This window comes from Aurantimonas aggregata (assembly GCF_010500835.1).
Taxonomy (GTDB): Bacteria; Pseudomonadota; Alphaproteobacteria; order Rhizobiales; family Rhizobiaceae; genus Aurantimonas; species Aurantimonas aggregata.
The window spans coordinates 31,851-50,333 of the sequence record NZ_JAAAMJ010000008.1 but is presented as its reverse complement, the minus strand read 5'-3'; the positions used below and the strand labels follow the sequence as shown (position 1 = coordinate 50,333).

The following is an 18,483-nucleotide window of genomic DNA, read 5'->3' as shown; positions in this document are numbered from 1 at the left end:
GATGAGCGCGCCGACAATGCCTGCCGCGAGCGCCGTGCCGAAGCCGCCGCCGGTCTTGGCCGGATCGGCGGCACGGGCCGGAGTGGGCGTCGCCGCCGGGCGAGAGGCACCGGACGATGCCGAGCCGCCGGAGGCCGAGCCGACGGTGGCGGGCGCCCCTGCGCCTGCGTCCGTCGTCGCTGATTTTGGAGACGTCGTGCTGGTCGGAGCCGCGCCAGAGGTTCCCGCATCCCTCGCAGCACCGACCGGGGAAGACGAACCCGACGGCCGCGCCGAGCCGGCGCTGCCAGATGCGCTGGCCGACGATCCCGAAGCGCTGGCGGACGGCGTCGCCGAGGATGCGCCGGACTTGGCGGCGCTAGCGGGCGAAGCTGCGCTGGACGAAGCAGGCGTGGAAGGGCCCGAAGCCGGCGCGCCAGCTGACTTGGCACTGCTCGTACCGGCGGTCGCCGATGCGCCGCTCGTGCTCGATGCCGGCAGGTTGGCGGACTTGGCACCGCTCGTGGCGGCACCGGAAGCCGCTGCACTGGCAGGCTTGGCACCGCCGGTGCCGGAGCCGGCGGAAGCGGCTCCGCCACTCGTGCTCGATCCGGCAGAGGCCGCGGCATGGCCCGGCGTGGTGCCCGCCACGGCCGGCGCGCCTGTCGGGGTGGCCGGCTGTTTGGGTACCGAGGATCCGGCAGACGACGTCGCACTCACTGCCGAGGTCCCGCCGATGCTGGGCGCGACGCCGCGAACGGTGGCGGGGACGGTGCCCGATGCGCCGACCGTCGTTGCAGGCTTGGCGTCGTCGCCCTCGGCTGGCTTTGTATCAGCGGCGCCGGCGGCCGGCTTCTTGTCCGCCTCGGCGGATTTCGGCGGATGCGGTGCGTCGGGGGCGAGGCCCTCCTCGGCGGCGAACGCCGCCACGGTCCCGCTGCCCTTGCTGTCGTTGGCCTTGCTGTCGCTGGCCTTGCTGTCGCTGGCCTTCGTCGAGGTGTACTTGACGGCGGACGACGAGCCGCTCTTGCCGCTGGCCGAACTCAACCCGGCGGCAGCGGAAGCTGCGGCGGGTTTGGTGCTGGACGATGCCGAAGGGGACGGCGCCGCGCCCGGCTTGGCCTGGGCAGCCGGCGCAGCCGTCGCGCTCTTGGCTTCGTCTGCCGTTCCGCTGGCAGGCTTGTTCTTGTCGCCGTCTGTCACTGGTTCAGCCTTCAGGTCGATCGTCTGGCCGCGCGTCTTGCTCGGCTTCGAGCGCCGGGGACGGTTGGTCATCGATTTAGCTCCATTCTCGCCGGACGGGCGGCTGCGCGGGTCCGAACCACCCCGGCGCACCGCGCCCTCATTGGTCCTTCATTCGCACCGGTCGCGCAAGCAGCGGTCTCTTCAGGGCAGAAACTAGGTTAGCCGAGCCATTCGAAAAGCGACGTAAGGCTCCTGTCGGACGAAATACGCGCGCGGCGGCGAAGTTCCGCCGGCAGCGCCGCCGCGATCCGCTCCGACAGCACGAGTACCAAAGGCAATGGCGAGAAGGCATCCGGCAGGGCGCGGCAGAGCCTGGCAAGCGCCGTCGCCTGCCCCACCGACAGCACCAGAACGCCGTCGGGCGCGCGCCCCGCGATCACCCGGCGGACCGTCGTCGCGTCCGGCCGCACCGGATGGATGGCATAGACTTCCCAGACCGCGCAGCCGACCCCCGCCTCGGCCAGCCCTGACTCAAGGGTTGCCGTGCGGGTCCGTCCCGCCGCATAGAGAATCGTCGATTCGTGCGGCAGCGTCGCTGCCGCGAGGGCCCCGATGCCATCAGCCGCGCCGCCCGCCACCCGAACGTCCGGAAAGCCGGCGTTGCGGGCGGCCGAGGCGGTCGCCTCGCCGACGGCAAAGAGCGGCCGCCCGTCATTCGGAAAAGCCCGCGCAAGCGGTGCCACCGCATGGGCGCTGGTGACCGCGAAGGCGGCAAAGGCGCCGTCGGGCGGCGGCGCATCCAGGGTCTCGACGGTTTCCAGCGGCAGCACCAGCGGTTCATGGCCGCGTGCCGTCAGTTCCGCCGCCGTTCGCGCGGCAGCGTCGGGCTCGCGCAGGATCAGGACACGCATGTGCCGGGCGCACCGGCGGCTCCGCTCATTTCGCCCAACCGGCGAAGAAGCCTGGCCCCGCCGCTTCCAATACGTCGCGCCCGGCCATCCGGCCGATCGTCTCGGCATCCTCGGCAAGCCCCGTCCGCCGCGTCTCGTGCATCTGGGCGCCGTCCGGCGTCAGGATCATGCCGTGCAGGGTCATCGAGCCGTCCTCGTGCATCTCCGCATGGGCGGCGATCGGCGTCCGGCAGGACCCGTCGAGTTCGGCAAGGAAGGCCCGTTCCGCCGTCAGCGCGACCGTGGTCCTATGGTCGGCGATCGCGGCGACAAGGTCGGCGGTCTCCTGGTCGCCCGCCCGGCTCTCGATGCAGATCGCGCCCTGCCCAGGCGCCGGCGGAAAGCTCACGACGTCGAGGACGTCCGTCGCGACATGGCTCATCTCCAGCCGGTTCAGCCCGGCGAGCGCCAGCAGCGTCGCGTCGACCTGGCCCTCTTCGAGCTTGCGCAGCCGGCTCTGCACGTTGCCGCGGAAGGTGATGACGTTGAGGTCCGGCCGCAGCCGCATCAGCAGCGACTGCCGCCGCAGCGACGCCGAACCGACCGTCGCGCCGTGTGGCAGTTCGTCGATGGTCCGGACCTCGCGCCCGATGAAGGCGTCGCGCACGTCCTCGCGGGGCAGGAAGGCGGTGATCGCCAGCCCTTCGGGGATCGCCGTCGACATGTCCTTCGACGAATGCACCGCAAGGTCGATCTCGCCGCCGAGCAACGCCAGCTCGATCTCCTTGGTGAACAGGCCCTTGCCGCCAACCTCGGACAGCGGCCGGTCGAGGATCCGGTCGCCGGAAGTGGAGATCACCGTCACCTCGAACCGCTCCGACGGCAGCCCGTGCGCGACCATCAAGAGGGCCCGCACCTCGCTGGCCTGTGCCAGCGCCAGCTGGCTGCCGCGTGTTCCGATGCGGATGATGCCGTCCGTCGCCAAGCGAGCCTCCCGGTCCATTGTTTTCGGCGGCTTCTGCCGCCTGCCGGCCTCGCGGCCTTGTCCCCATGCATAGGGGATCGGGGCGGCGAAGATCAATCACGACAGGCGGCCAGCGCGCCCACGGCCTTCCATCTGGCGCCGGAAGCGGTAGAACGGCGGCGCGAAGGGAATGCCATGACCGCCACACCCATCCTCGGCATCGAGACGAGCTGCGACGAGACCGCCGCGGCGGTGGTTGGCCGCGACCGTTCCGGTGCGCCGGTGATCCTCGCCAATGTCGTCCTCAGCCAGGTCGCGGAACACGCAGCCTTCGGCGGCGTCGTGCCGGAGATCGCCGCGCGGGCCCATGTCGAGGCGCTGGATGGCATCGTCCGGGCGGCGATGGCGGACGCCGGGCTGAGCTTCGGCGATCTCGCTGCGGTCGCCGCCACAACTGGTCCCGGCCTCGTCGGCGGCCTGATCGTCGGCGCGATGACCGGCAAAGCGATCGCGGCGGCCCGCGGCCTGCCCTTCATCGCGGTGAACCATCTCGAGGGCCACGCCCTGACCCCGCGGCTCACCGACCGGCTCGACTACCCTTATCTCCTGCTGCTGGTCTCCGGCGGCCACACCCAAATCCTCCTGGTGCGTGGCCTCGGCGCCTACGAGCGCTGGGGCACGACGATCGACGACGCGCTGGGCGAGGCCTTCGACAAGACCGCCAAGCTCCTGCAATTGCCGCAGCCGGGCGGGCCGAATGTCGAGCGCAGGGCGGCCGCCGGGGACGCCACGCGCTTTGCCCTGCCGCGGCCGCTGCGCGGCGAGGCGCGGCTCGATTTCTCGTTCTCCGGGCTGAAGACAGCACTCCGCCAGGCTGCGGAAGCCGCGGCGCCCCTGTCCGACGGCGACGTCGCCGATCTCTGCGCCAGCTTCCAGGCGGCCGCCGCCGACAGCCTCGCCGACCGCACCCGCCGGGCATTGGAGCGCTTCCGTACCGAATTCCCCGACCTCGCCGACCCGGTCCTCGCGGTCGCCGGCGGCGTCGCCGCCAATCGCGCCATCCGCGCTGCGCTGGAAGCCGAAGCCGCGAAAGCCGGTGTCAGGCTGGTGGCGCCGCCGGCCGCCCTGTGCACCGACAATGCCGCGATGATCGCCTATGCCGGGCTCGAGCGCTTCGAAGCAGGGCTCGTCGACGGGCTGGAGGCGCCGGTGCGCTCGCGCTGGCCGCTCGACGCTGGGGCCGTGCCACTGGTCGGCTTCGGCCGCCGCGGAGCCAAGGCATGAGCCGCTTCGCCATCGTCGGCGCCGGCGCCTGGGGCACCGCGCTCGCCAGCCTCTACGCCCGGGCCGGCCATGACGTGACCCTCCTCGGCCGCGATGCGGAGACCGTCCGGGCCATCGAAGAGGACCACGGCAATCCGCGCTATCTGCCGGACCTGACGCTGCCGGACGGCCTCAATGCGACGCTGGACCCGGAAGCGGCGCTCGGCGATGCCGGGATCGTCCTGCTGGTGGTCCCGACCCAGAGCCTGCGCACCGCCACGACGGCGCTTAAGCCGCATCTGCGCCGCGACCAGCTGATCGTGCTCTGCTCCAAGGGCATCGAGCAGGATACCGGACGCTTCGCCTCCGACATCCTGGCCGAGGAGCTGCCGGGCCATCGCCTCGCCGTCCTCTCCGGCCCGAGCTTTGCGGCCGACGTCGCGCGCGGCCTGCCGACCGCGGTCACCATCGCCGCCGACGAGGCCGAGGCAGCCGACGAAGCCGCGCGGCTGCTCTCGACCGACACGTTCCGCGGCTATGCCGCGACCGACATGCGCGGCGTCGAGGCCGGCGGCGCGCTGAAAAACGTCCTGGCGCTCGCCGCCGGCGCGGTTGCCGGGCGCGGCCTCGGCGCCTCGGCGCAGGCGGCGGTGATCACCAGAGGCTTCGTCGAATTGCGCCGGCTCGGCGCCGCGCTCGGCGGCCGGCCGGAAACGCTGATGGGCCTGTCGGGGCTCGGCGACCTCGTCCTCACCTGTTCGAGCCCACAATCGCGCAATTTCGCCTACGGCATCGCGCTCGGCCGCGGCGACGACCGCACCGGGCTGAAGCTCGCCGAGGGCGTCCACACGGCCGGCATCGCCGCCCGGCTCGCCGAAGAGCGCGGCATCGATGCGCCGATCATCGCGACTGTCGCGCGGATTCTCGCCGGTGGCATGGATGTCGGCGAGGCGGTACAGGCGCTCCTAGCGCGTCCGCTGAAGCGCGAATTCGATTGAAGCCGGCTCCAGGGTCGCTAACTTGCCGCCGCGGCTATGCGGCCGCCTTTATCCAGAACTGACCGAGGAAAATTCGATGCTCTACGCCCTGCTCTGCGACGACAAGCCGAATTCGCTGCAACTGCGCATGGATACGCGGGCGGAGCACCTGGCCCATCTGAACGACCTCGGCGACGCGCTGAAATTCGCCGGCCCGTTCCTCGACGACAACGACAAGCCCTGCGGCAGCCTGGTGGTGATCGAGGCGGACAGCCGCGAGGCCGCGAAGGAAATTGCCGATAGCGACCCCTACGCCGTCGCCGGCCTGTTCGCGACCGTCACCGTCCGGCCCTGGAACTGGGCGATCAAGAACCCGGCTTCGAGCTGAGCGGGAGCACGATCATGCGCTACTGGCTGTTCAAGTCCGAGCCCGAGAAATGGTCCTTCGACCAGCAGAAGAAGGCCGGCGCCAAGGGCCAGGAATGGGACGGGGTCCGCAACTATCAGGCGCGCAATTTCATGCGCGAGATGAAGGTCGGCGACCGCGGCTTCTTCTACCACTCCAACGAGGGCAAGGCGGTGGTCGGCATCGTCGAGGTGATCGCCGAGGCGCATCCGGATTCCACTGCCCCGGACGGCAAATGGGAGTGCGTGGACCTGAAGGCGGTGATGGACGTGCCGAACCCGGTCACGCTCGATGCGGCCAAGGCCGAGCCGGCGCTGAAGGACATGGTGCTGGTCAACAATTCGCGACTCTCGGTGCAGCCGGTGACCGAAGAGGAGTTCGCGAAGGTCTGCGCGATGGGTGGGCTCGATCCGGCAAAGGCCGGCAAGGGCTGAGCCGCGTTGCTCGGTCGCAGGGCGGAACCAGCACCGACGCAGAACATTTCCGGAACAACATCATCTCCGGAGAACGATCATGGCAACGCCCGACCCGAAGAACGACAATGCCTCGAACACCGAGAAGGACCCGGCGGAATGGACCACCGGCGGCGAGCCGATGACCGGCGCACAGGGCTCCTACCTGAAGACCCTCTGCGAGGAGACCGGCCACGAACTCGACGCCGGCCTCTCCAAGGCGGACGCGTCGGTCCTGATCGACAAGCTGCGCGGCGAGAGCGACCGGGTGAAGGCGGAAGGCTGAGCCGCCTCACCGTCACCTACAAGGGACCACGGCACGGATGAAGCGCGACGACTTCATCCGTGCCAACACGGCCATCCTCCGCCCGCCGCACGTCCCGGAGATCCGCCTCCATCTCGCCGACGAGGCCCACGGCCTCTGGCAGAAGACCGAGAGCGAGTTGGACTCCATCGGCCTGCCGCCGCCGTTCTGGGCCTTTGCCTGGGCCGGCGGCCAAGGCTTGGCGCGCCATGTGCTCGACCATCCGGAGATCGTCGCAGGGCGCGTCGTGATCGACTTCGCCGCCGGCTCCGGTCTCGTCGCCATCGCCGCCGCACTGGCGGGTGCGAGGTCCGTCACCGCCGTCGACACCGACCCGTTCTGCGCGGATGCGGTCCTGCTCAACGCCGCCCTGAACGGCGTCGATATCGGCTTTGACGGCAGCGACAGGATCGGCGGCAAGGTCGCGGCGGACGTGCTCCTGGCCGGCGACGTGTTCTTCGACCGCGAACTCGCCGAGCGGCTGACGCCGTGGCTCGACGATCTGGTCCGCAGTGGCGTCACGGTCCTCGTCGGCGATCCCGGCCGAGCCTATCTTCCCCGCGATCGCCTCGAAGGCCTCGCGGCCTACACGGTGCCGGTGACGCGGGCCCTGGAAGACGCCGAAATCAAACAAGTTTCGGTCTGGCGGTGGCGGTCGGCCTGACGTCTGGCCGCCCGCCTCGCGATCAGGCGGCGGGCCGCTTGATCAGCCGCACCGGGATCGACTTCGCGGCCGGCACGTGTGCCCGGCGCGAATGGTGCCAGAGCGGCATCAGCGCATTCAGCTCCGGATAATAGCCGGCGACGTTGCCCTTCGGCACAGAGAAGGCGTGGACGCGGTAATCCTCGACGCGCCGTGACACGCCGTCATCGGCATGCGTCTCGACGTCGACGCGGTCATCGTCGCGCAAGCCCAGCCGGCGCATGTCCGCCTCGTTCATCAGGATCACCATCCGCGTGCCGCTGACGCCGCGCAGCCGGTCGTCATAGCCGTAGATGGTGGTGTTGAACTGATCGTTGGAGCGGACCGTCATCAGCTGCAGGACATCCTGCGGCCGCGTGTCGATGTCGGGATTGACGTCGAAGCCTTCCGGCGTCTTGAAGTTCGCCTTGCCGGTGTCCGTGCGCCATTCCCGCTTGGAGGCGCCGATGTCACGATGGAACCCGCCGGGCTGGCGGAAGCGCTGGTTGAAGTACTTGAAGTCGCTCGGATAGGCGCGTTCGATCGCGTCGCGCACCTTGGCGTAGTCCGCCGCCCATTCGTCCCACGGAACGGTCGAGCGTCCCGGCACCGTCGCCTTGGCGAGTTCCGCAACGATCTTCGGCTCGGACAGGAGTTCCTTCGACGCCGGCTCCCGCATCCCGTTGGAGGCATGGATGCAGGCCGTCGAATCCTCGATCGACACGGTCTGCTCGACGCCCGCCTGCACGTCGCGCTCGATACGGCCGAGGCAGGGCAGGATGTAGGTGACCTCCGAGGTCAGCAGATGATTGCGGTTCAGCTTGGTGGCGATCTGGACGTTGAGGCGCATCTTCGGCCAGGCTTCCTCGACCAGCCGCGTTTCCGGCACGGCCCGCGAGAAATTGCCGCCGAGCGCAACGAACCCTTTCACCGACCCGTCGATGATGCCCTGGCAGGCCTCGACCGTATCGAGCCCCTTCTCCTTCGGCACGGTGAACCCGTAGAATTCCTCGAACTTGTCGACGGGAATCAGTTCCGTCTTCTCGGTGATGCCGACCGTGCGCTGGCCCTGGACGTTGGAGTGGCCACGGATCGGCGAGATGCCGGCGCCGGGCTTGCCGATATTGCCGCGCATCAGCAGGAGATTGACCAGCATCTGCACGTTCTCGATGCCATGCCGGTGCTGGGTGAGGCCCATGCCGTAATTGGCGATGACCTTCTCGGCCTTGGAATACACCCGGGCGACATGCTCGAGGTCGTCACGTGTCATGCCGGAGCAGCGCTCGATCTCGCCCCAGTCGGCGGCGCGCAGGAAGGCCTCGAAGCTTGCAAAATCGTGGCAGTGCTCCTCGATGAAGGCCGTGTCGAGGACGCGCTTCTTGCCGGCGGCCTTCGCCGTATCGTCGAGGTCGAGCAGCGCCTTGCCGATGCCGGTCATCGCGGCGATGTCGCCGCCGCCATTCAGCTGGAAATAGTCGCTCGACATCTTCACCCCCTCGTCGGGGCTCAGCATCTCGATCGGCGATTGCGGGTTCTTGAAGCGCATCAGCCCGCGCTCGGGCAGCGGGTTGAAGGTGATCACCGGCACGCCGCGCTTGCGGGCGTCATGCACCCAGTGCAGCAGCCGCGGTGCGTTCGTCCCGGTGTTGTGGCCGAAGAAGAACATCATGTCGCACTGATCGAAATCCTCGATCGTCACCGTGCCCACCGGCGAGCCGATCGATTCCGGCAGGCCGACCGAGGTCGATTCGTGACACATGTTCGAGGAGTCGGGCAGGTTGTTGGACCCGTAGATCCGGCTGAACAGCTGCCACATGTGCGAGGCCTCGAGCGAGGCGCGGCCGGAGACGTAGAAGACCACCGATGTCGGATCGAGCTGGTTCAGCTCGGCGCCGATCTCACGGAACGCATCGGCCCACGTCACCGGCACGTATTGGTCGAGGCTCTTGTCGTAGCGCATCGGCGTGGTGAGCCGGCCCTGCTTCTCCAGCTCGTGGTCGGTCCAGTTCAGGAGGTCGCTGACCCGGTGCCTGGCGAAGAACTCGCGGTCGCAGCGCTTCGGCGTGATCTCCCAGATCGTCGCCTTGGCGCCATTTTCGCAATATTCGAAGGCGCGCGGCTTGGCGGGCTTGGCCCAGGAGCAGGAGACGCAGGCATAGCCATCCGCCTTGTTCTGCTTCTGCAGCGTCGACCACAGCGTCGAGGCGAGCAGGCCCTCGCCCGCGGCATGGGACACCAGCGACTTCACCGAGCCCCAACCGCCGGTCGGCTCGTCGTAAGGCTCGATCGTCGGCTTGTCGGTGATCTCGCTGCGGTCCATGGCGGGGTCCCTTTCGATGGCGATGCGCGTCGTACCGGCCCAACTGGCGTCGAGGCTTCCTTCCGCAACTCGGCAACCGCGCCCCGGTTGCACGTGTAACCCCCGGCTTCGCGATGGTCGTTTTGCTCGACTGCAAGCGATCGCCGCCTCAGGCTGCCTCGTGCGGTACGATCACGATCGCCTGACGGGAACGTGATCTAGCGCTCCACCCGCAGCCGCGTCCCGGGCGAAAGGAATGGCGACAACCGCTGCATGTCGGCCGGCGAAACCGCGACGCAGCCGGCGGTTGGCGGGTAGCCGGGTCGGGCAATGTGGAGGAAGATCGCGCTGCCACGACCGCGCCCCCGGCGCCGCATGTTCCAGTCGAGCACCACGACGAAATCATAGAGCCTATCCGCCCGCGCCATGCTTTCGGCGCTGGCCGGAAAGGGCAGCCGGACCGGGCGGTTGTAGGCGGCATGCGTCGGTGCGTCGCACCATCCGTCGACGCCGCTGCGGATACGGCGAACCGGCAGACGCGTCGCCGGCAAGCGCATCCGGCCGGGCCGGTGCCAGGCCGAGATGAGGTCTATGGTCGCAACCGGCGTCGAACCGTCGCCCTCCCGCTTGAAGATCGTCGTGCCGGCTCGCCCGAGCGCGCAAGCCAGCCGCAGATTGCCGGCCGAGAGAATCCCTCGCTGCGGTGCACCGGGTGCCCGACGCACCACGATCAGACGATTTTTTGGCCGCATTTGTCCCCGTCCCCCTGACGAATGAAGAAAAACGCCTATCTGCACTCACGAAATATTACAGGCAACCGGGCTCGCAGAGGGCACGGCTCACCAGGACCGGACGACGACTCCGCATGAGCGCACGCAGCATTCTCATTGTCGATGACGACGACGATCTCCGGCAGACTCTGGCCGAACAGCTGGCGTTGCACGAAGAGTTCACGGTTCTCAACGAGCCTAATGCCACCAGGGCGATCAATACGGCACGCGCCGGCCTGATCGATCTGGTCGTCATGGATGTCGGCCTTCCCGACATGGACGGGCGCGAAGCGGTGAAGGTGCTGCGCAAGAGCGGCTTCAAGTCGCCGATCATCATCCTCACCGCCCAGGACACCGATTCCGACACCATTCTCGGACTGGAAGCCGGGGCCAACGACTACGTCACCAAGCCCTTCCGCTTCGCCGTGCTGCTTGCCCGCATCCGGGCGCAACTGCGCCAGCACGAGCAGAGCGAGGATGCGACCTTCCAGGTCGGCCCCTACGTCTTCAAGCCGAGCCAGAAGCTCCTGGTCGACGACAAGGGCGGCAAGATCCGGCTGACGGAAAAGGAGACGGCGATCATCCGCTATCTCTACCGCGCCGATCGCCGGGTGATCACCCGCGACATCCTTCTGGAAGAGGTATGGGGCTACAATTCCGGCGTCACCACCCACACGCTGGAGACCCATGTCTACCGGCTGCGCCAGAAGATCGAGCCGGATCCGTCCAACGCCCGGATCCTCGTTACCGAGTCCGGCGGCTACAAGCTCGTCCCCTGACCCAGGTGGCTGCCCTGCCCGCATGAGCATCGGCGCGTGAGCGCGATGCCGCCGCCCGCGGCCTCGTTGCACTTATCTTCATTTTTAACGATCACTGTGATTCCAGGCATCGTGCGCCATCGACGCTTGTCGGTGACCATGCGCTGTTGCCGCTACGCTTGACCCGAGACTTTGTCCGGGACGGATGGCAGCCGCACGGGCGAGGAACGAGGGACGGGTCGCAGACGAGATGAGCCTGGAAAGCGACATCGCCGTACTGCGGAAGGTCCGCCTTTTCGATGATCTGGAAACCGAGCAGCTGCGCCTTCTCGCCTTCGGCGCGGAGCACCGCCGGCTGCGCGCCGGCGAATTCGTCTATCGCGAGGCAGCCCGCGCCGACGCCGGCTTCGTCATCGCGACGGGCAGCGTCGTCCTGACCCGCGGGCGTCCCGAGCGCGAAAAGCACATCGGCGTCTTCGGACCTGGCGACCTTCTCGGCGAACTCGCTTTGCTCACCGAAACCGTCCGGCCGGCCAGCGCCAAGGCCGAGACCGATTGCGACCTGATCCGCATCGGCCGGCCGCTGTTTCGCCGCATGCTCGAGGAATTTCCCGAGTTTGCCCACGGCCTGCAGGCCCGGCTGCGCGAGGACCTGGCCGACATGACCCGCCGCATCGGCGACCTGGAAGGCCGCTTCCGCGACTAGACCGTCTTCTTGAGCGCCGCAGCGAGATTTTTCGGCGCGTAGGAAATGATCTCGATGTCTCCGTCGTCGTCGAGCACGACCGCCACCTTCTTGCCGAAACGCTTGACCGCGCACGGGTGGACCGTCTCGTTGATCGGCGTCAGCGGTTTTCCCTTTTCGTCGCTCGGCACATAGGCGCGCTCGAGGAAACTCGTCTTGAAGGCCGCACCCTGGATCTGTCGGATCGTCGGCGTCAGGCGATCCTTGCGGGAGAAGTTGAAGCGCGATTCGTGCTGCGGGGCGCGCGGATCGAGGGTCGCGTCGTCCGGCAAGAGCGGCTCGGCCGGCCGATCCTCGTCCTGCCATTGCAGCGCCAGTCCGCACTGCTCCGCCTTGCGGGCCATCCAGACCAGCGGGATATCGGCAAGCGTTCGGTCGGCATAGCCGCCGCCGACATCCGAGTGCGCACCGGCGAACCAGCATTGTTCGACGGTGGCGCCCTTCGGCACCTTGCCGGTCCAGAGGGTCGGGACGTACTCGTCGCGATATTCGTCGATCGCCAGCGCATGAAAGGCGTTGGCGACGATCTTCGAGGGCGTCGTATCGTGGAACTCGTGCGAGGAATCGAGCTGCAGCCCAACGATGCTCCTGGGAATGCCAAGCGCGCCGACCGTGTCCCAGACCCCGACGAAGGTGATCTCCGGGTCGTGGTGGCAGTCGCTCTTGTGGACTTCGCAGAAATCTTTCGACGATCGCTTTCCCTCCGTCCGATAATAGGTCCAGGCGCGGCGCAGATCCCCGAGCCGCTGCCGCTTCAGCAGGCCGGCACTCGAGATGAAGCCGGCGAGGCTCCGCACCGAGAAGGCGCCGCGCGAAAAGCCGAACAGGAAAATCTCGTCCGCCGGAACATCATGGCCGTCTTCCTTGCGGGCCGGGCGATAGTTCTGCGCCAGGAACATGTAGGCGGAGCGGATATTGTCTTCGACCCCTGCGCCGGTCGCGCCAGCCACCAACCGATCGATCTGCGTTCCGGTCGAGCCGACGCCGCGCAGATAGAGGACGATCTGCTGGATGTCGCCGCTGTTGCCGCGCACCGCGCGGGCGATCCGCTGGACGTTGGTCGCCCTTTTCCCGCTCTCGTCGGTTTCGTCGATATCGTCGGCGTTGTTCCAGGTGCCGTCGAAACACACGATCAGGCGCTTGCGCATACGGGGCCTCCCGCGCCGCCATCCCTCGGCGACCTGAAAATGACGCTACGTCATGTCGATCATAGCCGCAACAAGCGGCGGGTCACGCCGGCGTGTCGGCGAAGCGGGCGATCACCGGCACGTGGTCGGACGGCCTGTCCCAGCTGCGCGCCTCGCTGAGAATCTCGACGGTTTCCAGCTGCGGCGCGAGATCGTGCGAGCCCCAGACATGGTCCAGCCGGCGGCCACGATTGGAGATCGTCCAGTCGCGGTTGCGATAGCTCCACCAGGTGAAGAGTTCGCCCTCCGGAACATGCCGGCGCATCATGTCGGTCCAGTTCCCCTCGCCTTGCGCGCGCAACAGGCCCTCGGTTTCGATCGGCGTGTGCGAGACCACCTTGAGCAGCTGCTTGTGCGACCAGACATCGGCCTCGAGCGGCGCGATGTTGAGGTCGCCGACGAGCAGCGCCGAGACGCCGGGCTCGGCCTCGGCGTTCATCAGCCGCAGCTCCTCGACGAAATCGAGCTTGTGGCGAAACTTCGGGTTGATCGCCGGATCCGGCTCGTCGCCGCCCGCCGGGACGTAGAGATTGTGGATGCGGATGCGGCGATCGCCGGCCACCAGCCGCGTCGACAGATGCCGTGCGTCCCCGACGGCACAGAAATCCTGGCGTACGATGTCCTCGAACGGCACCCGCGAGATCGTCGCGACGCCGTGATAGCCCTTCTGCCCGTGCAGGGCGATGTGCTCATAGCCGAGCGCCCGGAACGCCTTTTCCGGAAACTGGTCGTTAGGGCACTTGGTCTCCTGCAGGCAGAGGACATCCGGCGCGTGGTCGCGCAGCAGGCGCTCGACCAGCGGCAGGCGCAGCCGCACGGAGTTGATGTTCCAGGTGGCGATGGAAAAGGGCATTGGCGGGGTCCGGCTGATGTTCTGCCCGGCTTATGGCCGCACCGGCGATACCGCAACCCTTGCCGACGCCGGCAAGGGGCCGATGTCATCGCTCGCAGGCGTTGGCAAGGTGACCGGGATGTTCGAAGGTTTCGAGACGAAGACGATCAGCGGCGACGGCGCCGACATCTTCGTGCGCGTCGCCGGGGACGGCCCGCCGCTCCTCCTGCTGCATGGCTACCCGCAGACCGGCGCCATGTGGGCCCGCATCGCGCCACGGCTTGCCGAACGGTTCACCGTCGTCATCCCGGATCTGCGCGGCTATGGCCGCTCGTCCGCTCCGCCGACCACGCCGGACAACCTGGTTTACTCCAAGCGCGCGATGGGGCGCGACTGCGCCGCGGTAATGCAGGCGCTTGGCCACAAGCGCTTCTCCGTCGCCGGGCACGACCGCGGTGCCCGCGTCGCCTATCGGATGGCGCTGGACATGCCGGAGCGGGTGGAGAGACTGGCGGTGTTGGACATCGTGCCGGTGGCGGAGGTCTGGGAGCGGATGGACGCGACGTCAGCGATGAAGGTCTATCACTGGCTGTTCCTCGCACAGCCCGCGCCTTTCCCGGAGACTCTGATCGGCGCCGCTCCCGTGATGTTCCTCGATCACACGATTGCCAGCTGGACCAAGACCAATACGCTCGACGCGTTCGACCCCGCCGCGCTGGACGAATACCGGCACGCCTTCGCAAGGCCCACGACCATCGCCGCTACCTGCAACGACTACCGGGCCGGCGCGACGATCGACTGGCAGCTCGACCGGGAGGACCGGGATCGCGGTCGCCGGATCACGGCGCCGACACTGGTGCTGTGGGGTTCGGCCGGCATCGCCGGCGAGGGTCACGACCCGCTGGAGGTCTGGGAGCCCTGGTGCGGCCGGCTCGAAGGTCATGCCATCGACGCCGGCCACTTCATCGTCGAGGAAGCGCCCGATGAGACGCTCCGCTCGCTCGAGGCCTTCTTCGCGGCCTGACCGTCAGTTGCCGGTCTGGCCCTGGCTGATCGCGGTGTAGGGGATCTGGAACGCCGAAGCCTCGATCCTGCCACCCTGCTGGACGTCGTAGATCATCACCGAGGTGTCCTTGCCCTGCTGGTCGCGGATCGTCCACTGCTTGAGTTCGTAGGTCTTGGGGTCGAACATCATGGTGATGCGCGACGTACCGAAGACCGACTTGTCGCCCATGACGATCGTCGTCAGGTCAGGCTCTTCCCTGACGCTCTGGATGTTCGCCGCCGACAGGTCGATCCGCTGGTCGAGCAGCAGCTTCAGCGGCGTCTTCGACAGCGGATAGAGATCCCAGGTGTTGAGCTTGCTGTTGTTGATCGCGACGTTCGATCCGTCGGCGATCACCCGCAGCGGGGTCGACGAATAATCGAACCGCACCTTGCCCGGCCGCTCGATGAAGAACTTGCCCTCGGTCTGCCGTCCGTTCGGATCGAACTGGATGAACGAGCCGTGCATCGACTGGACGCTGGAGAAATGGTCGGCGATCCGCTGCGCGGCGGCGCTGGACTGTGCTGCGACGGGAGTAGCGCCCAGCGGCAGCAGCGTCGCGACGGCGACGAAGGCGGCGGAAAGGACTGCGACGAGACGGCGCCCGTTGCGGGGAAAAATGCTGTTGATGGCCATGATGGTCGAGGCTTCCCTTTCGAAGTCGCCCTTGCGTCGCCACGACCCGAAAGGTCGTGGCTTTCCGTTATGTCGGGAGGCCACCATGGCGGCGCAATGGGGCGCGCGAATGGCGACGGCCCGGCCTACATCCGGTCGTCTTCGGTCGGCACCAGGATCTCGCGCTTGCCGGCATGGTTGGCCGGCCCGACGATGCCTTCCTTCTCCATCCGTTCGATGATCGAGGCGGCGCGGTTGTAGCCGATCGACAGCCGCCGCTGGACGTAGGAGGTCGAGGCCTTGCCGTCGCGCAGTACCACCGCCACGGCCTGGTCGTAGAGGTCGGCGCCCTCGTCGACGTCGCCGCCGCCGGCCCCGCTGCCGGAAGCGCCGCCTGCAGCCCCGCCGTCTTCGTCGTCATCCTCGAGGATCGCGTCGAGATAGTCCGGCACGCCCTGCGACTTCAGATGCCGGACGATGTCCTCGACCTCGGCATCGTCGACGAACGGGCCGTGCACGCGCTGGATGCGCCCGCCGCCAGCCATGAACAGCATGTCGCCCATGCCCAACAGCTGCTCGGCCCCCTGCTCCTGCAGGATGGTGCGGGAGTCGATCTTCGAGGTCACCTGGAAGGAGATGCGGGTCGGGAAGTTCGCCTTGATCGTGCCGGTGATGACGTCGACCGAGGGGCGCTGCGTCGCCATGATGACGTGGATGCCGGCGGCACGCGCCATCTGGGCGAGGCGCTGCACCGTGCCCTCGATGTCCTTGCCGGCGACCATCATCAGGTCCGCCATCTCGTCGATGATAACGACGATGAACGGCAGCGGCTCGAGGTCGAACTCCTCGGTCTCGAAGATCGGCTCGCCGCTCTCGCGGTCGAAGCCGGTCTGAACCGTCCGGGAGATCGTCTCGCCCTTCTCCAGCGCCTGGCGCACCCGCGTGTTGAAGCCGTCGATGTTGCGCACGCCGACCTTCGACATCTTGCGGTAGCGGTCTTCCATCTCCTTGACCGTCCATTTCAGCGCGACGACCGCCTTCTTCGGATCCGTGACGACCGGGGCGAGCAGATGCGGGATGCCGTCATAGACGGAGAGTTCGAGCATCTTCGGGTCGATCATGATCATCCGGCACTCGGCCGGCGTCAGCCGGTAGAGCAGCGACAGGATCATCGTGTTGATCGACACCGACTTGCCGGAGCCGGTGGTGCCGGCGACGAGGAGATGCGGCATCTTGGCGAGGTCGGCGATCACCGGTTCGCCGCCGATCGTCTTGCCGAGCGCCAGCGCCAGCCGGCTCTTGTTCTGGATGAAGCTCTCCGAGGCGATCATCTCGCGGAAATACACCGTCTCGCGCCGCTGGTTCGGCAGCTCGATGCCGATGGCATTCTTGCCGGGAATGACCGCGACGCGCGCCGCGATGGCGCTCATCGAGCGAGCAATGTCGTCGGCGAGGCCGATGACGCGGCTCGACTTGATGCCGGGCGCCGGCTCCAGCTCGTAGAGGGTGACGACCGGACCCGGCCGAACCTCGATGATCTCGCCCTTGACGCCGAAATCCTCCAGTACGCCCTCGAGCAGCCGGGCGTTCTCCTGCAGCACCTCCGGCGACAGCGAGGAGTCGCGGCTGCGCGGCTTGGGCGGGGTCAGGAAATCCACCGACGGCAGGATGAACGGCACCGCCTGGGCACGGCCCGCGGCGGGCTGCAGGGCGACGGCCCGACCGGAGCCGCTGCGCAGCTTGCGCTGTTCGGCGGTGATGGTGGCCTGCGGCACGACCCGAGCGGCAGGCTCGGCGGGCCGGGAAGCCGGCTCGCGCGCCGGCGCTGCTGTGCGCGCAGCACCGGCCGCGGCACCGTTGCCGGCCGGCGTCTCGGCCTTGCGGCGGCCTGGGAAGGCGACGATGTTGCCGGCGAGGAGACCGCGCCAGCCCCCCTGCTCCTCGGCGATCGGCGCCGCATTTGGCGACACGCGGTCGCCCGGTCCGATGACAAAGGCGTCGTCGTCGAAGTCGGGGGTCGCATCCGCATCCCCGTCCGCCGCGTCCCAGGGCATGTCCGATCGGGGGTCGGAAGCGGTTTCGGCATAGTCCGGCACGGCGTCGTCGCCGTCCATCGGGTCGTAATATTCGTTGTCCGTCGGCTCGGGTACGGACACGCGGATTTCGCGCTGCGCGGCGCGCGGCTGTGCCGCGGGCACCGGGGCGTCGAGATCGTCCTCGTCCTGCCAGTCGTCGAAGCGGTCGCCGAACTCGCGCGGGGCCTTGGCGGCGCGACGCGCCTCGAGCCGGCGGCCGATCGCCGAGCGGGCCGAGTAGGCGGTGTGGGCGAGCGCGCCGAACAGCAGCGCGAAGCGGCTTTCGCCGGGATCCTCGTCATCGACGTCGTCCTGCGGCGCCGCGCGGCGTCCGGCCGGCGCCGCCACGGCCTCGCGGCGATCGATCAGGCCGGCACCGTTGAGGAACAGCCAGGCGGCCGGCGCGGCCATCATCAGCGCCAGCACGACCGCCAGGAAGCCTTCCGGGAACGCGCCGGTGGCGAGCGCCGGGAATTTCAGCACGATGTCGCCGGCGACGCCGCCGAGGCCGATCGGCAGCGGCCAGCCTTCCGGCGCCGGCAGGCAACCGAGCGCCGCGGCGGCCAGCACGATTCCGGCGACGCCGTACCAGGCGCGGCGCCAGATATGGTCGATGCTGCGTCCGGACAGAAGGATCAGCCCCCAGATCGCCGGCAATGCGACGAGGAGCGCGGCGGCGAGCCCGAACACCTGCATGGCGAGGTCGGCGACGATGGCGCCGGAGGAGCCCGCCCAGTTCTCCACCATGTTCTGGTTCGACTGGCTGAGCGAGGGATCGGTCACCGTCCAGGTCGCGCAGGCGACGCCCAGATAGGCGGCGAGGCCCAGCAGGCCCGCCGCGCCCGCGATCTCGCCCTGCCGCCGGATGAAGGAGGTTTCCCCGTCGCGCGCCGCCGTCTGTGCCATTGCCATCGCCCTGTCTCGACTCCTCGAACCCTGCCGCGCCGGGCGGGTCCGCTGCTTGCCGCGAGACTAGGAGGGCGAGGTTAAGACCCGCTTAAGCTTAAGAGGGCCTTACGGACTTCAGCGCGGCGGGCGGGCCAAGCACCTGTCCT

General features: G+C 68.4%; 18 protein-coding genes. 10 read left to right on the top strand and 8 right to left on the bottom strand.

Annotated features, from left to right (window positions below; all coding sequences use genetic code 11):
• Window positions 1–16 precede the first annotated feature (16 nt).
• Window positions 17–1,381, top strand: coding sequence for a hypothetical protein (locus GTW51_RS12140; RefSeq protein ID WP_163044198.1), 1,365 nt, complete (start codon window positions 17–19; stop codon window positions 1,379–1,381).
• A gap of 1 nt (window position 1,382) precedes the next feature.
• On the opposite strand, the gene GTW51_RS12135 is transcribed toward GTW51_RS12140, so the two are convergent.
• Window positions 1,383–2,075, bottom strand: a complete 693-nt coding sequence (locus GTW51_RS12135) for a uroporphyrinogen-III synthase (RefSeq protein ID WP_163044197.1) — start codon at window positions 2,073–2,075, stop codon at window positions 1,383–1,385.
• Between the two features lie 25 nt (window positions 2,076–2,100).
• The gene (gene hemC / locus GTW51_RS12130; protein ID WP_163044196.1) at window positions 2,101–3,057 is read right to left on the bottom strand and encodes a hydroxymethylbilane synthase; all 957 of its coding nucleotides are present in this window, start codon (window positions 3,055–3,057) and stop codon (window positions 2,101–2,103) included.
• A 156-nt stretch (window positions 3,058–3,213) separates the two neighbouring features.
• On the opposite strand from hemC, the gene tsaD reads away from it, so the two are divergent.
• The 6 genes from tsaD (at window position 3,214) to GTW51_RS12100 (ending at window position 7,084) form a co-directional block, all read left to right on the top strand.
• Entirely contained in the window at window positions 3,214–4,302 is a 1,089-nt protein-coding gene (gene tsaD / locus GTW51_RS12125) for a tRNA (adenosine(37)-N6)-threonylcarbamoyltransferase complex transferase subunit TsaD (RefSeq protein WP_163044195.1), read from the top strand.
• Entirely contained in the window at window positions 4,299–5,279 is a 981-nt protein-coding gene (locus GTW51_RS12120; RefSeq protein WP_163044194.1) for an NAD(P)H-dependent glycerol-3-phosphate dehydrogenase, read from the top strand. Before tsaD ends, GTW51_RS12120 begins: the two co-directional genes overlap by 4 nt.
• Window positions 5,280–5,355: 76 nt before the next feature.
• The gene (locus GTW51_RS12115) at window positions 5,356–5,646 is read left to right on the top strand and encodes a YciI-like protein (protein ID WP_163044193.1); all 291 of its coding nucleotides are present in this window, start codon (window positions 5,356–5,358) and stop codon (window positions 5,644–5,646) included.
• 14 nt (window positions 5,647–5,660) lie between these two features.
• A complete protein-coding gene (locus GTW51_RS12110) occupies window positions 5,661–6,098 on the top strand; it encodes an EVE domain-containing protein (protein ID WP_163044192.1) in 438 nt (145 codons plus the stop codon).
• A gap of 79 nt (window positions 6,099–6,177) precedes the next feature.
• Window positions 6,178–6,402 carry a DUF3072 domain-containing protein gene (locus GTW51_RS12105; protein WP_163044191.1) on the top strand — a complete coding sequence of 75 codons (225 nt, stop codon included), beginning with the start codon at window positions 6,178–6,180 and terminating at the stop codon, window positions 6,400–6,402.
• Window positions 6,403–6,439: 37 nt separating this feature from the next.
• Window positions 6,440–7,084, top strand: a complete 645-nt coding sequence (locus GTW51_RS12100) for a class I SAM-dependent methyltransferase (protein ID WP_163044190.1) — start codon at window positions 6,440–6,442, stop codon at window positions 7,082–7,084.
• Window positions 7,085–7,106: 22 nt separating this feature from the next.
• Here GTW51_RS12100 and GTW51_RS12095 read toward each other — a convergent pair whose 3' ends face one another.
• Together GTW51_RS12095 and GTW51_RS12090 are read right to left on the bottom strand one after the other, a co-directional pair.
• Window positions 7,107–9,422 carry an FdhF/YdeP family oxidoreductase gene (locus GTW51_RS12095; RefSeq protein ID WP_163044189.1) on the bottom strand — a complete coding sequence of 772 codons (2,316 nt, stop codon included), beginning with the start codon at window positions 9,420–9,422 and terminating at the stop codon, window positions 7,107–7,109.
• Between the two features lie 197 nt (window positions 9,423–9,619).
• Window positions 9,620–10,153 carry a L,D-transpeptidase family protein gene (locus GTW51_RS12090; RefSeq protein WP_163044188.1) on the bottom strand — a complete coding sequence of 178 codons (534 nt, stop codon included), beginning with the start codon at window positions 10,151–10,153 and terminating at the stop codon, window positions 9,620–9,622.
• A gap of 113 nt (window positions 10,154–10,266) precedes the next feature.
• On the opposite strand from GTW51_RS12090, the gene GTW51_RS12085 reads away from it, so the two are divergent.
• Window positions 10,267–10,950, top strand: a complete 684-nt coding sequence (locus GTW51_RS12085) for a response regulator transcription factor (protein ID WP_163044187.1) — start codon at window positions 10,267–10,269, stop codon at window positions 10,948–10,950.
• Between the two features lie 229 nt (window positions 10,951–11,179).
• Window positions 11,180–11,635: a cyclic nucleotide-binding domain-containing protein gene (locus tag GTW51_RS12080; RefSeq protein WP_163044186.1), complete on the top strand. Its 456-nt coding sequence runs from the start codon at window positions 11,180–11,182 to the stop codon at window positions 11,633–11,635.
• On the opposite strand, the gene GTW51_RS12075 is transcribed toward GTW51_RS12080, so the two are convergent.
• On the bottom strand, window positions 11,632–12,822 hold the full coding sequence (locus GTW51_RS12075) for a DUF2235 domain-containing protein (protein WP_163044185.1): 1,191 nt from the start codon (window positions 12,820–12,822) through the stop codon (window positions 11,632–11,634). The two genes, GTW51_RS12080 and GTW51_RS12075, sit on opposite strands and share 4 nt — an antisense overlap.
• 82 nt (window positions 12,823–12,904) lie before the next feature.
• A complete protein-coding gene (locus GTW51_RS12070; protein WP_163044184.1) occupies window positions 12,905–13,714 on the bottom strand; it encodes an exodeoxyribonuclease III in 810 nt (269 codons plus the stop codon).
• Between GTW51_RS12070 and GTW51_RS12065 the strand changes: the two genes are divergently transcribed.
• Entirely contained in the window at window positions 13,686–14,717 is a 1,032-nt protein-coding gene (locus GTW51_RS12065; RefSeq protein ID WP_343034005.1) for an alpha/beta fold hydrolase, read from the top strand. The two genes, GTW51_RS12070 and GTW51_RS12065, sit on opposite strands and share 29 nt — an antisense overlap.
• 3 nt (window positions 14,718–14,720) lie before the next feature.
• On the opposite strand, the gene GTW51_RS12060 is transcribed toward GTW51_RS12065, so the two are convergent.
• Both GTW51_RS12060 and GTW51_RS12055 read right to left on the bottom strand, forming a co-directional pair.
• Window positions 14,721–15,374 (bottom strand): outer membrane lipoprotein carrier protein LolA, encoded by a 654-nt coding sequence (locus GTW51_RS12060; protein WP_163044183.1) that lies wholly within the window; start codon window positions 15,372–15,374, stop codon window positions 14,721–14,723.
• Window positions 15,375–15,499: 125 nt separating this feature from the next.
• On the bottom strand, window positions 15,500–18,334 hold the full coding sequence (locus GTW51_RS12055; protein ID WP_163044182.1) for an FtsK/SpoIIIE family DNA translocase: 2,835 nt from the start codon (window positions 18,332–18,334) through the stop codon (window positions 15,500–15,502).
• Window positions 18,335–18,483: the final 149 nt, after the last annotated feature.